The 15,254-nt window shown below is 76.9% G+C and carries 2 protein-coding genes; both read left to right on the top strand.

The features are described 5' to 3' along the window. Nucleotides 1-34: 34 nt before the first annotated feature. The gene (locus FHX73_RS17335; protein WP_145905858.1) at nucleotides 35-6,301 is read left to right on the top strand and encodes a type I polyketide synthase; all 6,267 of its coding nucleotides are present in this window, start codon (nucleotides 35-37) and stop codon (nucleotides 6,299-6,301) included. Nucleotides 6,302-6,415: 114 nt separating this feature from the next. Then, complete coding sequence (locus FHX73_RS17330; protein ID WP_145905857.1) at nucleotides 6,416-15,253, top strand: type I polyketide synthase; 8,838 nt, start codon at nucleotides 6,416-6,418, stop codon at nucleotides 15,251-15,253. The last annotated feature ends 1 nt before the right edge of the window (nucleotide 15,254 follow it).

Raw genomic sequence — 15,254 nt, 5'->3', positions numbered from 1 at the left:
CCTTCCAGCGACCGCGACCTGAGGGACCATCACCATGCACGCAGACGAACCCACCAACGACCCCGGACAGCTCGTCGCCGTCGTCGGCATGGCCGGCCGCTTCCCCGGCGCCCCGGACATCGAGAGCTTCTGGCAGCTGCTGATGGAGCGCGGGGACGCGATCGGCCCGGTGCCCGCCGACCGGTGGGACGCGTCCGCGCAGCTCGACCCGGAGAAGTCCGTGCAGGCCGTGGGCGGCTTCCTGACCGGCGTCGACCTGTTCGACCCGACCTTCTTCGGCATCTCCCCGCGGGAGGCCGACGACATCGACCCGCAGCACCGGCTGGTGCTGGAGGCCGCCTGGCGGGCCCTGGAGGACGCCGGCCGGCCCGCCGCCGGGCTGCGCGGCTCGCGCACCGGCGTCTACGTCGGGGCCTCGTGGCACGACTACGAGATCCTGCGCAAGGACCGGGGCGCGGGCGCCAGCCAGCACAGCGCGGTGGGCAACGCGCTGGACGTGGCCGCCGCCCGGGTCTCCTACTTCCTCGGGCTCACCGGCCCCAGCCTGACCGTGGAGACCGGCTGCTCCTCCGCGCTGGTGGCGCTGCACCTGGCCGCCCAGGCGCTGCGGGCCGGCGAGGTCGAGGGCGCGCTGGTCGGCGGCGTCAACCTGATCCTGGCCCCCGACGTGTCGATCGGCCTGACCCACTTCGGCGGCCTCTCCCCCACCGGCCGCTGCCACGCCTTCTCGGCCGACGCCGACGGCTTCGTGCGCGGCGAGGGCGTGGTGGCGCTCTACCTCAAGACCCTGGACCGGGCGCTGGCCGACGGCGACCGGGTGCACGGCGTGATCGCGCGCACCGTGGTGAACAACGACGGCGGCGGCGAGAGCCTGGTCACCCCCAACCCGGACGGCCAGCGGGCACTGCTCGAAGCCGCCTACGGCGACGGCGCGATCCCGCTGGACCGGCTCGCCTACGTCGAGGCGCACGGCACCGGCACCCGGCGCGGCGACCCGGTCGAGGCCGGCGGCATCGGCGAGGTGCTCGGCCGCAGGCGCGACCGCGCGCTCGGCCCGCTCGGGATCGGCTCGGCCAAGACCAACATCGGCCACCTGGAGGCCGCCGCCGGCATCGCCGGGCTGGTGAAGGGGCTGCTCTCGCTGGAGCACGGCGTCGTCCCGCCCAGCCTGCACGCCGAGCGGCTCAACCCCGACATCCCGTTCGAGGAGCTCGGCGTCGAGGTGGTGCGCGAGCCGCTGGCGCTGCCGAGCGACGGCCGGCCGGTCTACCTGGGCGTCAACTCCTTCGGCTGGGGGGGCACCAACGCGCACGTGGTGCTGATGAGCGCGCCGCCCGCGCCCGCCGCCGAGCCGGCCGGGGAAGTGGCGGGCCCGGTGCTGCTGCCGCTCTCCGCCCGGACCGAGGAGGTGCTGCGGCAGCGGGCGGGCGAACTGGCCGAGGTGCTCGGCGGGGAGTGCGCACCCGAGCCGCGCGCGCTGGCCGGCACGCTGGCCCGGCGCCGCGACCACTTCCCGGCGCGGGCCGCGTTCAGCGGCGCCACGGCCGCCGAACTCGCCGATCAGCTGCGGCAGTTCGCCGCAGACCCGGAGGCCGAGGTCGAGGGCGCGGTGACCGGCCGGGCCCGCGAGCGCGGCCTGACCGCCTTCGTCTTCCCCGGCCAGGGCTCGCAGTGGGCCGGCATGGGCCGCGAGCTCCACCGCAGCAGCCCCGTCTTCGCGGCCGTCGTCCGGCGCTGCGCGCGGGCGCTGGCGCCGCACGTCGACTGGGACCTGTCGGCGATCGTGGCCGGCGAGGCCGGCGAGGAGTGGCTGACCCGGATCGACATGCTCCAGCCGGTGCTCTGGGCGGTCTCCCTGGGCCTGGCCGAGCTGTGGCGCGAGGCCGGGATCGAGCCGGACGTGGTGATCGGCCACAGCCAGGGCGAGGTGACCGCCGCCACGCTGGCCGGCATCCTCTCCTACGAGGACGGCGCGCTGGTGATGGCCCGGCGCAGCGCGATCGCCCGCCGCACCTCCGGCCAGGGCCGGATGCTCGCCGTCGACCTCGACGTCGCGGGCGCCGAGCGGGCGCTGGAGGGCTTCGAGGAACTCGTCTCACTGGCCGTCAACAACGGCCCCAGCTCCTGCGTGCTCTCCGGTGACGAGGACGCGGTGCTCACCCTCAAGGAGATCCTGGAGGCCGACGGCGTCTTCTGCCGGCTGGTCAACGTCGACTACGCCTCGCACAGCCCGCAGATGGACCCGCTGCGCGAGGACCTGCTGGCCGCCCTGGCGCCGGTGCGGCCGCGGGCGGGCGAGGTGCCGCTGATGTCGACGGTGCGCCTGAGCCGCCTCGACGGACCCGAGATGGACACCGCCTACTGGGTGGAGAACCTGCGCCGCCCGGTGCTGTTCGCCGACGCCATGAGCGCGCTCTTCGACCAGGGCGTCACCCACGTGGTGGAGATCAGCCCGCACACCGTGCTGGTGCCCGCGATCGAGCAGCTCGCCGCGCTGCGCCCCGAGCCGCCGGCGGTGCTCGGCACCCTGCGCCGGGACGCCGGCGCGCCCGCCGACCTGGCCCGCGCCTTCGCGCACGGCTACGTGCGCGGCCTGGAGCCGTTCGCCACGCTGCCCGCCGACGCGCTGGTGCCGGCGCCGGGCTACCCGTGGCAGCGGGCCAGCCACTGGCCCGAGCCCGGTCGGCGCCGCGCCGCCACCGCGCCGAGTGGTCTGGAGGTCGCGCTGCTGCCGGCCGCCGGCGAACCGGACGCCTGGCAGGGCGCGTTGGAGCTGGGCCCGGACGAGCACCCCTGGCTGACCGACCACCGGGTGCACGACGCGGTGGTGCTGCCCGCCGCCGCCATGCTGGCGCTCGCCCTCTCCACCGCCCGGGCCCGCACCGGCGCGCTGCCCGGCACGCTGACCGGCCTCGCCTTCACCAGCGACCTGACGCTCGGTCAAGAGCCGGCCCGACTGGCCGTGCACTGGCGCGACGACGTCACCGAGGGCGGCAGCTTCACCCTGCGCTCGCTGCCGACCGGCGCCACCGCCTGGACCGAGCACGCCGCCGGCCGGGTCCGGCAGCACCGCGACCCGGTCGAACCGGCCGGGTTCCCGCAGCAGTTGGCCGCGCTGGAGGCGGGCGATCCGGCGGACTTCTACACCGCCTGCACCGCGCGCGGCCTGAACTACGGCCCGGCGTTCCAAGGCGTGCGGGAGCTGCGGCAGGCCGACGGCGCCGCGCTCGGCCTGGTCCGGCTGCCCGAGCGCTGCCGCGCCGGCCTGCGCCCGCACTCGCTGCACCCTGCGCTGTGGGACGCGGCGCTGCAGGTGTCGCTCGCGCTCTTCGCGGGCGAGCGGGCGGTGGTGCCGGTGGCCGTCGAGCGGATCCGGCTGTTCGGCGAACTGGCCGAGCCGGTGGACGCGTTGTGGTCGCACGCGGTGCGCCGCGACGCCACCCGGGTGGACCTGCACCTGTTCGACACCGAGCACCGTCCGCTGCTCACCATGGAGGGCCTGACCCTGCACGAGCTGGCGCTCGCCGAGCAGGCCGACGGCGAGGGCGAGCTGGTGCACCGGCTGCGCCTGCGCCCCGCCGCCCGGCCCGAGCCGGCCGGCCCGGCCGGGCGGTGGGCGGTCTGCGGTGGCGGCGCCACCGCGCAGCTGCTCGCCACGGCGCTGGGTGCCACGGTGATCGAACTCGCTCCGGATGCCGCCGAGTTGACCGGCACCCCGGACGGCGTGGCCTTCGTCGCCCCCGACGCCGAGGCCGGGCTCGACGCACAGCGCCGCGCCCTGCTGGATCTCACCGCGCTGGTGCGGGCCGCCCTGGCGCTCGCCACCCCGCCGCGCCTGGCCGTGGTGACCACCGGCGCGCAGGCCGTCACCCCCGCCGACCGGGCCGACCCGGGCGCGGCGCTGTTCTGGGGCTTCACCCGGGTGCTGCGCCGCGAGCACCCGGAACTCCAGCCGCTGATAGTCGACCTGGCGCCGGGTCAGCTCTTCGACTTCGACTGGGCCGCCGACGCCGCCGCCGAACTGCTGGCGGGCGACGGCGAGGACCAGGTGGTGCTGCGCGACGGGCTGCGGCTGGTCGGCCGGCTGGTGCGCGGCGAGGAGTCCTTCGAGGAGTCCTTCGACGGCGCCGGCCAGGACCAGCAGCCCGTGCCCTGGCGGACCCCCGCCCAGCCGTTCCGGCTCAGCCCGGACCGGCCCGGCTTCTGGGACGGCCTGCGCTACCGCCCGCTGGCCCGGCGCACGCCGCAGCAGGGCGAGATCGAGATCGCGGTGACCGCGGCGGCGGCCAACTTCATCGACGTGATGAAGGCCATGGGCACCTACCCCGACCCCTCGGGCGGCGCCGACCTGCTCGGCGGCGAGTGCGCCGGCACGGTCACCGCCGTCGGCCCGGACGTCACCGGCCTGCGGGTCGGCGACCGGGTGGTCGCCTGCGCCTTCGGCTCGATGGCCTCGCACGTGACGGTGCGCGCCGACCACGCGCAGCCCGTGCCCGGGCACCTCGACGACGAGGCCGCCGCCGCGCTGCCGCTGGTGCTGACCACCGCCTGGTACGGACTGGTGGAGCTGGCCCGGCTGGCCCCGGGCGAGACCGTGCTGGTGCACTCGGCGGCCGGCGGCCTGGGCCTGGCGGCGGTGCGGATCGCCCGGGCGCTGGGCGCGCGGGTGATCGCCACGGCCGGCAGCGAGGAGAAGCGCGCGCACCTGCGCGCACTCGGCGTCGAGCAGGTGTACGACTCCCGCGACCTGTCCTGGGCCGACCAGGTGCGCGCGGCCACCGACGGCCACGGCGTCGACGTGGTGCTCAACTCGCTGACCGGCGCCGCCATCCCGCTCGGCCTGGAGGCGCTGGCCGAGGACGGCCGGTTCATCGAGGTCGGCAAGAAGGACATCTACGGCGGGCGGCCGATCAGCCTGGCCGCCTTCCGCAAGGGCATCACGCTGGCCTCGGTGGACCTGGCCGGCCTGATGGCCCGGCGGCCCGAGCGCTTCGCCCGGCTGTTCCGGGAGGCCTGGACGGAGGTGGTCGAGGGCCGGATCGAGCCGCTGCCGGTGCTGACCTACCCGTTCGCCGCGGCGGCCGAGGCGCTGCGCGAGATGTCCCGGGGCAGCCACATCGGCAAGTTCGTGCTGAGCGACCCCGCGAGCGTCACCGGGATCGCCCCGCAGCCGCTGGCCGGCGGCCGGCTGCGCGCCGACGGCAGCTACCTGGTCACCGGCGGCCTCGGCGCCCTCGGCCTCTCGCTGGCCGGCTTCCTGGCCGACCGGGGCGCGGGCGCGGTGGCCCTGCTGGGCCGCTCCGAGCCGAGCGCCGAGGCGGCCGAGCGGATCGCCGAACTGCGCGCCCGCGGCGTCCAGGTGGTCACCGCCCGGGTCGACGTGACGGACCGCCAGGCCCTCACCGAGGCGCTCGACAAGCTGCGGGCCGGCCTGCCGCCGCTGCGCGGCGTCTTCCACGCGGCCGGCCTGCTGGACGACGCCACCGTACTCAACCTGACGCCCGGTCAGCTGGAGCGGGTGCTCGCGCCGAAGGTCGACGGCGCCCGCCACCTGGACGCCGCCACCGCCGAGGACCCGCTGGACCTGTTCGTGCTGTTCTCCTCCGCCGCCGCCCTGTTCGGCAACGCCGGCCAGGCCGCCTACGCCGCCGGCAACGCCTACCTGGACGCGCTGGCCCAGGACCGCCGCCGCCGCGGCCGGCCCGGACTCAGCGTCCAGTGGGGCCCGTTCGAGCAGATCGGCCTGGCCGCGCAGGACGCCAACCGCGGCGCCCGGCTGGCCGAGCGCGGCATGGGCGGCTTCACCGCCGAGCAGGCCTGGGCGGCGCTGGCCCGGTTCCTGGAGCGCGAGGAGCAGGTGGTGGGCTACGTGCCGCTGAACCTGCGCCAGTGGTTCGACGCCTACCCCGACACCGCGGCGCAGCGCAGCTGGCAGCTGCTGCGCGAGGCCTCCCGGGAGGGCGGCGGCGCGGTGGCCGGCAGCGAGTTCCTGGCCGGCCTGGCCGGCGCCCCGCAGGCCGAGTGGCCGCCGCTGGTCGAGGCCAAGGTGCGGGAGCTGGCCGGCCGGGTGCTGCGGCTGGACGCCGCGGCGATCGACCGGGAGACGCCGTTCAAGGCGCTCGGCCTCGACTCGCTGATGGGCCTGGAGCTGCGCAACCGGCTGGAGGCGGCCTTCGGGCTGAAGCTCTCGCCGACCCTGCTGTGGAGCTTCGGCACCGCGGCGGCGCTCTCCGGGGTGCTCTGCGAGCGGCTCGGCGAAGCCGCAGCCGCAGCCGACGCGGTAGCCCCGAACGCCGGTTAGTCCCCGCCGAGTTCTCCGGGCCCTCCCCTCCGCCGGACGGGGAGGGCCCTTCGGCCCGCCCCTCCCCTACGTCCCTCTCCGCCCGCCCGACCCACGGAAGCGAGCAGCCCTGCCGTGACCACACAGACCCCCATGACCCGCGCCATGGAGACGATCAAGCGTCTGCGCGCCCAGCTCGACGCCGCGGCCGGCGCCCAGCCGCTCGCGGTGGTCGGCGTGGGCCTGCGCCTGCCCGGCGGCATCCACGACCTCGACGGCTACTGGGAGGCCCTGGCCACCGGGCGCGACCTGGTGCAGCCCCTGCCGCACTCCCGCAAGGGCCCGTTCGCCGAGCAGTGGGAGGGCCTGCCGCAGCGCGGCGGCTTCCTCGACGAGGTGCTGGAGTTCGACGCCGAGGCCTTCGGCATCAGCCCCCGGGAGGCCCGCGGGCTGGACCCGCAGCACCGCCTGCTGCTGGAGGTCACGGCGGAGGCGCTCGACGACGCCGCGCTGCCCCGGGACCGGATGCAGGACACCCGTGCGGGCCTCTACATCGGCATCACCGGCCAGGACTACCGCGACTGGATGGCCGGCGAGCCCGACGCCTCCTGGGCCACCGGCAACGGCCACTGCTTCGCCGCCGGCCGGATCGCCTACACGATGGGCCTCACCGGCCCGGCCGTGGCGCTCGACACCGCATGCTCCTCCTCGCTGGTCGCCGTCCACCTGGCCCGGCAGGCGCTGCGCCGCGGCGAGTGCGACCTGGCCATCGCCGGCGGGGTCAACCTGGTGCTCTCGCCCCGCTCGACCCGGCTGGTCGAGCAGACCCGCTCGCTCGCCCCCGACGGGCTGTGCAAGAGCTTCGACGCCCGGGCCAACGGCTTCACCCGGGGCGAGGGCGCGGGCGTGGTGGTGCTCAAGCGGCTGGACGACGCGCTGCGCGACGGCGACCGGGTGCACGCGGTGGTGCGCGGCTCCGCCGTCAACCAGGACGGGCGCTCCACCGGCTTCACCGCGCCCAACGTGCTGGCCCAGATCGCGCTGATCCGGGCGGCCCTGGCCGACGCCGAACTCACCCCCGCCGACATCGGCCTGGTCGAGGCGCACGGCACCGGCACCGCGCTCGGCGACCCGATCGAGATGGAGGCCGTGCTGGAGGCGCTCGGGCGGCGCAACGGCGGCGCCCGGCTGCACGTCGGCTCGGTCAAGGCCAACCTGGGCCACCTGGAGTCGGCCGCCGGGATCGCCGGGCTGCTGAAGGGCATCCTCTGCCTGCAACGGCGTCAGGTGCCGCCGCTGGTGCACTTCCGGACCCTGAACCCGCGGATCGACCTGGCCGGCACCGGCGTCGCGCTGGCCGGCGCGCTGGAGCCGTGGGGGCCGGCGGGCGACTGCGCCGGCGTCAGCTCCTTCGGCATGAGCGGGACCAACGCGCACGTGATCCTCGGGCCGGCCGGGGCGCCGGCGGCGGTCGCCGAGGAGGAGCCGGTGACCGGCTTCGAGCTCTCCGCCCGCACCCCCGAGGCGCTGCGCGCGCTGGCCGGCCGGCTCGGCGGGCACCTGGCCGGCGCGCCCGCCGCCGACTACCCCGCCTTCGCCTACACGGTGACCGCCGGCCGCCCCCGGTTCGCCGAGCGCGCCCGGATCACCGCCGCCGATCCGCTGGCGGCCGGGGCGGCGCTCGCCGCGCTGGCCGCCGACGAGCCGTCAGCCGCCGTCAGCCGCCCCGGGTCGGAGGAGGAGGCGCTCGCCGTGCCGGCCCGCCGGGTGGTGAGCCTGCCCGGGTACCCGTGGCAGCGGCAGCGGTACGCGCCCGAGCCGGCGAGCGTGGAGCCGATGAGCCCTGAGCTGACGGGGCACGAGCTTGCTTGGCGTCAGGCCGTGCTGCCCGAGCCGGCGGCGGACGCCCACGCGCTGGTGCTGGCCGGCGACGACGCCGAGCTGCTGGAGCTGCTGGCCCGTCAGGCGAGCGCGCTGGGCCTGCGGGGCGTGCTGCTCGGCGGGGCGCCGGTGCCCGGCTGGGAGCACGCCGCCCTGCCGGACGGCGCCGACTCCTGGTCAGCGTTCTGGGCCGGCCGTCCGGCCGGCGAGCGGGTGGCCCTGGTGCTCGCCTTCGCGGCCACCCCGCTGCCCGCCGAGCTCGGCGCGGGGCCCGACCCCGCCGCCCGCGGCGCGGCCCTGTGCACCGCGGTCACCGCCGCCGTGCACGGCCTGGACCGGGGCTCGGCGGCCGGCGCCGCGTGGGCCGTCACCCGGGGAGCCCGCCAGGTGACCGGCGCCGACCCGGTCGCGGCGACCGACCACGGCCTGCTGCACGGCCTCGCGCCCGCGCTCGGCCTGGAGTTCCCGGCGAGCTGGGGCGGCGTCTGCGACCTGCCCGCCGCCCCCGGTGCGGCGGATGCCGCCGCGCTGCTGCGGCTGGTCCGCCAGGACGGCGGCGAGGACCTGGCCGCCGTGCGCGGCGGCGGCGTCCTGGTCGGCCGGCTCCGCGAGGTGGCGGTGCGCCGGTCCGACGCGCCGGCGATCCGGCCGGACGCGAGCTACCTGGTCACCGGCGGGCTCGGGGCGATCGGCCGGGAGGCCGTCACCGAGCTGGTCCGGCGCGGTGCCCGCCACCTGCTGCTGATCGGCCGCACCCCGCAGGAGCGGCTGGCGGGCGAGGCCGAGGCGCTGCTGCGGCGGCTGCGCGCCGACGGCGTGGACGTCCGCTACCGCAGCGCCGACTGCGACTCGGCCGCCGAACTCGCCGAGGCCTGCCGGGAGACCGCCGACCTGCCGCCGGTGCGCGGGGTGGTGCACACGGCCGGCGCGCTGCCGCGCCAGCCGCTCGCCGAGGCCGACGCCGACACCTTCGCCACCGCCCTGCGCGGCAAGTTCACCGGCGCCTGGTGGCTGCACCTGATCGGCCGGGACTGGCCGCTGGACTTCTTCACCCAGACCTCCTCGGTCTCCGCGCTCTGGGGCACCGAGGGCTACGGCGCCTACGGGGCCGCCAACGGCGGGCTCGACGCGCTCGCCGAGCACCGCGCCGCCGCCGGGCGGCCGGCGGTCAGCGTGGCCTTCGGCCCGTGGGCGCTGGCCGGCATGGCGGACGCCGCCGAGCGGGCCGAGCTGGCTCGCCTCGGCGTCGGCGCGCTGGACGGGCCGACCGGGCGCGCGCACCTGCTCGACCGACCGGCCGGTGCCGGGCGGCTGGCCGTCGCCTGCCCGGTGGACTGGGCACGGTTCGCTGAGGTGACGGCCGTGCGCCGGCGACGGCCGCTGTTCGAGGAGCTGGCGCCTGCTCAGGAGTCGATCGTTGATGTGACGTCCAATCAAGTAGCCCTAGTGGCAGAAGAGTTGCTCGCGCTGCCCGAGCTGGCCCGGCCGGCCGCCGCCCGTGGGCGGGTCGCCGGGCTGGTGGCGGCGGTGCTCGGCCACGCCGAGGGCCACCCGCTCCGCGAGGACGTGGGCTTCTTCGACCTCGGCCTGGACTCGATCATGGCGGTGGACCTGGAGCGCGAGCTGTCAGCGGTGTTCGGCGTGCGGGTGCCGGTCGCGGAGATCTTCGACCACCCGACGGTGGCCCGGCTGGCGGACCACGTGCTCGCGCTGCTCACGCCGAGACCGGTGGCTCCGCGACCCGTTGAGACCCCGCCACCGCTCCCCGCGCCTGCGGCTACGCCCGCGCCTGTGCCCGTGGCTGCCGCTGGGCCCGCTCCCGCAGTCGCCGCCGAGCCGATCGCCATCGTCGGCATGGCCGGGCGCTTCCCCGGCGCGGACTCGGTGGAGGAGTTCTGGCAGCTGCTGATCGAGGGCCGCGACGGCGTCGGCCCGGTGCCGGACCGGGTCTGGGACCGCGCCGCGCTCACCGATGCCGACCCGCTGCGCCCCGGCACCATCACCACCGACCAGGGCGGCTTCCTGCGCGACCCGGCCCGGTTCGACGCCGCCTTCTTCGACATCCCCGCCCGCGAGGCGGAGAGCCTGGACCCGCAGCACCGGCTGCTGCTGGAGGTCGCCTGGCACGCGCTGGAGGACGGCCGGATCGACCCGCGCGCCCTGCGCGACAGCAGCACCGGCGTCTGGCTCGGCATCTCCAACTCCGACTACGCCCGGCTGCTCGAACAGGGCGGACCGGAGCAGCTGGACGCCTACTTCAGCACCGGCACCGCGCTCAACGCCGCCGCCGGCCGGCTCTCCTACCTGCTCGGGCTGACCGGGCCCGCGCTCGCGGTGGACACCGCCTGCTCCTCCTCGCTGGTCGCGCTGCACCTGGCGATCCGCTCGCTGCGCTCCGGCGAGACCGACTGCGCGATCACCGCCGGGGTCAACGTGATCGCCGCACCCGCCGCCTCGGTCGCGGTCAGCCGGGCCCACATGCTCTCGCCCGACGGCCGCTGCAAGACCTTCTCCGCCGAGGCCGACGGCTTCGTCCGGTCCGAGGGCTGCGGCGTGCTGGTGCTCAAGCGGCTCGGCGACGCCCGGCGCGACGGCGACCGGGTCCTCGCGCTGCTGCACGGCAGCGCCGTCAACCAGGACGGCGCCTCCTCCGGGCTGACCGCCCCCAACGGCCGGGCGCAGCAGGCCGTGATCGGCGCCGCGCTGGCCGACGCCGGGGTCGACGGCTCGGCGGTCTCCTACCTGGAGGCGCACGGCACCGGCACCTCGCTGGGCGACCCGATCGAGCTGCGGGCCGCCTGGTCCGTGCTCGGCGCCGACCGGCACCCCGGCGAGCCGCTGCTGATCGGCTCGGTGAAGAGCAACATCGGCCACTGCGAGTCGGCCTCCGGCATGGCGAGCGTGATCAAGACCGTGCTGGCGCTGCGCCACCAGCGGATCCCCGGCAACCTGCACTGCGAGACCCGCAACCCGCACGTGCCGTGGCGGGAGATGAACCTGCGGGTCTGCGACACCGAGGTGCCCTGGCGGGCCGGCGAGCGGCCGCGACTGGCGGGCGTCTCCGGGTTCGGCTTCTCCGGCACCAACGCCCACCTGGTGATCGGCGAAGCAGCTGACGCTCCGTCAGTTCCGTTCGCCACCACGGACGCCCCCGTGCTGCTGCCGCTGTCGGCGCCGGACGAGGCCGGGCTGGAGCGGCTGACGGCCGCCTGGGAGAAGCACCTGACCGACCTGCCGGCCGGCGAGCTCCCGGCGGCGGCCGTGACCGCGGGCTCCGGCCGGGCGCACTTCCCGGTGCGCCGGGCGCTGCTCGGCCGCGACCGCGAGGAACTGCTCGCCGCGCTGCGCGGGCCCACCACACCGCACCGCGCCACCCGGGCACCGCGGGTCGCCTTCCTCTTCTCCGGCCAGGGCAGCCAGCACTTCGGCATGGGCCGGGAGCTGTACGCGACCGAGCCGGTGTTCCGCGCCGTGATCGACGCCTGCGACCGGGTCACCGCGCCCCAGTTGGGCGTCTCGCTGCACCAGGTGATGTTCCACGGCGCCGAGAAGGAGCTGGTCAACCAGACCCGCTTCACCCAGCCCGCCCTGGTGGCACTGGAGTTGGGCCTGGCCGCGCTCTGGGAGTCCTGGGGCGTGACCGCCTCGGCGGTGCTCGGCCACAGCGTCGGCGAGATCGCCGCCGCGATCCACGCCGGGGTGATGGACCTGGAGACCGGGCTCACCCTGATCACCCACCGCGCCCGGCTGATGCAGGAGACCGCGCCCGGCGCCATGCTGGCCGTCTCCGCCACCTCCGAGCAGGTCCAGGAGTGGCTGGACGGCTTCGAGTTGGACGTCGCCGCCGTCAACGGCCCGCAGGCCGTGGTGGTGGCCGGCGCGCCCGAGGAGGTCGCCCGGTTCGCCGCCCGGATGAAGGAACAGCGGGTGGTGGCGCGGCCGTTGGTGGTCTCGCACGCCTTCCACTCCCGGCTGATGGAGCCGATGCTCGGCGAACTGCGCACGGTGCTGGAGCCGTTCGAGTTCGGGGCGCCGCGGATCCCGCTGATCGCCAACGTGACCGGCGAGCTCGCCACGCCCGCGACCTACGGCGCCGACTACTGGGCCGAGCACGTGCGGCGGCCCGTCCGGTTCCACCAGGGCGCGCAGCGGCTCGCCGAGCTGGAGATCGACCTGTGCCTGGAGCTGGGCCCGGACCGCACGCTCGGCCACCTGGTCACCGCCGCCGGCCTGGCCCCCGCCGGCGGCACGCTGCCCTCGCTGCGGCGCGGCGGCAAGGACCGGGCGATCCTGGCGGCCGCCGCCCGGACCCTCTACGAGCACGGCCAGGAGCTGAACTGGGCCCGGGTGCAGGCCGGTTCGAGCCCACAGCGGGGCGCCGCGCCGCGCTACCCGTTCGCCGAGACGGCGTACTGGACCACGGTGCGCCCGCGCCCGGCCGCCGCCCCGGCCGCCCGGGCCGCGCACTGGGGCGCCGAACTGCGCTCCCCCGCGCTGAGCGGCCGCGCCTTCGCCTTCGAGCGCACCGCCGAGTTCCCCGGCTACCTCACCGACCACCGGCTGTACGGCACGGTGGTGACCCCCGCCGCCTCGCACCTGGGCACCCTGCTCTCCGCGCTGGCCGGCGGCGGACGCCCGTTCGCGATCGAGGACCTGGTCTGCCCGCGCGCCCTGGTGATCAAGGACGGCGAGCGGTACGAGGCACAGATCCTGCTCGCCGACGGCGAGTTGACGGTGCAGAGCCTGATCGACCGGGAGGAGAACCGCTGGGAGCGGCACCTGGCCGCCCGGCTCGGCCCGACGGCGGGCCCGCTCCCCGCACTGCCCGACCGCGACGCGTTCATCGCGGACGCCGACCGGCACATCACCGGTGCGGCCTTCTACAGCTACTTCCGCGAGCTCGGCTACACCCTCGGCCCGTCCTTCCAGTGGATCGCCGACGTGTGGATCCGCGGGAGCGAGGCGCTGGTCCGCTACCAGCAGCCCCAACTGCCCGACGACCCGGCCGACTACGAGGTCTACCCGGGCCTGATCGACTCCTGCTTCCAGAGCATCGCCGGGTTCATGGTCGACGACGAGGCCGCCGAGGCGCCCTCGCTGGCCATCCCGTTCGCGGCCGCCCGGCTCGCCTTCCCCGGCCGGCCGGAGGGAGGCGGCGAGCTGTGGGGCCACGTCCGGGTCACCAAGGCCGAGCCGCTGCCGCACGGCCGCTCCCGGGTGGAGACCGCCGACCTGCACCTGTTCACCGGCGCCGGCACCACCGTCTTCACCGCCGACGGGTTCCGGGTCCGGCACGCCCCGAAGGCCGTGCTGGAGCAGAGCCTGCGCGGCGGCACGCCGCACGCCCACGAGCTGGTGTGGGCGGCCCGGCCGGAGCGGGCGGCGGGCACCGGCACTCGGCACCGGGTGCTGGTGCTGGGCCGACCGGACGAGTGGACCGCCTCGCTGGCCGAGGCGCTGGCCGCGCTCGGCCACGACGCCTCGGTCGCGGCGGACGCCACCGCGCTCGACGCGGCCACCGGCCTGGTGCTCGACACCCGGTTCGGGCAGGTCGCCGAAGCGGCGGCCTGCGACGCCCTGGACGCCGCGGTCGCGCTGGCCCGGACGCTGCGCGAGGAGGCGCCGCGCTCCGTGCCGTACGCCGTGCTCGGCGACGGACGGGCCGCCGCCGCGCCGGTGCGCGAAGCCCTCTGGGGCATGCTCGCCGCGCTGGAGGCCGAGGACGCCGAGCGGCGGCTGCTCCGGATCACCCCGCACCCCGAACTGGCCCGGGACGCCCGCGCCCTGGCCGCACTGCTCGCGGCGGAGCTGGACGCCGGCCTGCCCGAGCTCCGGCTCGCCCTGGACCCCGACGGCCCGAAGGCGGCCCGGCTGGTGCCCCTCGCCCGGGCCGGCGCCGAACCGCGCTGGCGGGGCGGCGTGCTGGTGACCGGCGGTCTCGGCGCGCTCGGCCTGAGCGTGGCCCGGACCCTGGCCGAACAGGGCGCGCCCGCACTGACCCTGATGGGCCGTTCAGCACCGGACGAGACCGCCCGCCGGGTGATCGACGAGCTGGTCGCCGCCGGGGTCGAGGTCACCGTCACGGCCGGCGACGTCACCGACCCGGAGGACTGCGCGCGGGCGGTGCGCGCGGCCGAACCGCTGTGCGCCGTCTTCCACCTGGCCGGGGTGAACCGGGACGGCGCCTTCGAGAACCTGACCGCCGACTCCTTCGAGCAGGTCTTCGCGGCCAAGGCGCGCGGCGCGGAGCACCTGGCCGCGGCCGCGCGCGGGGCCGGGCTCGACGCCTTCGTGCTCTTCTCCTCCGTCTCCAGCGTGCTCGGCTCGGCCGGGCAGGCCAACTACGCGGCGGCCAACGGCTACCTGAACGGCCTGGCGCAGGCGCTGCGCGACTCGGGCGTGCCCGCCACCAGCGTCGCCTGGGGCCCGTGGGTGCCGGCCGACAAGGGCGGGATGGCCGCCGCGGCCGCCGTCGAGCGGGCCACCGAGCGGCTCGGGGTGCGGCCGTTGGACGACGCCGAGGCCGGACCGCTGCTCGCGCTCGCGGCCGGCGGGGAGCGGGCCGGCCTGGTGGCCGTCGCGCTCGACCCGCAGCGGTACGCGGAGCGGCTCGCCGGGCACCCCAGGGGCGCCCTGCTGGCCGGCTCGGCGCCGGTCGTCCAACGGGCGACGGGCGGCCGGGAACGCGGTTGGCTGCTCGACCGGCTGACCGGACCGGCCGGCGCCGGGCGGGATGCGGAGCTGCGGGGCGCGGAGCTGCGGGACGCGATCCGCGACCTAGTCGGCGAGGTGCTGGGCGACCCGGCCCGGGCCGACGACACCATCGGCTTCGCCGACCTCGGGCTGGACTCGATCATGGTGATCGACCTGCGCACCCAGCTCGCCCACGCCCTCGGCACCGAACTGCCCGCGACCGTGGCGATCGACCACCCGACCGTCGCCGCGCTGGCCGACTACGTCACCGGCTCGCTGTTCGCCGAGGCACCCGTGCCCGAGGCGGCGGTCCCGGACGACGGCGCCGACCAGGGCGACCCGCGGGACCTGTCATTCGAGGAACTCATCCGAGCCGTGCAGAACGACCTGGAGGCGTGAC

The organism is Kitasatospora viridis (assembly GCF_007829815.1).
GTDB lineage: Bacteria > Actinomycetota > Actinomycetes > Streptomycetales > Streptomycetaceae > Kitasatospora > Kitasatospora viridis.
Note: the sequence above shows the minus strand (reverse complement) of the source record. Positions and strands in the feature narration are given on the sequence as shown.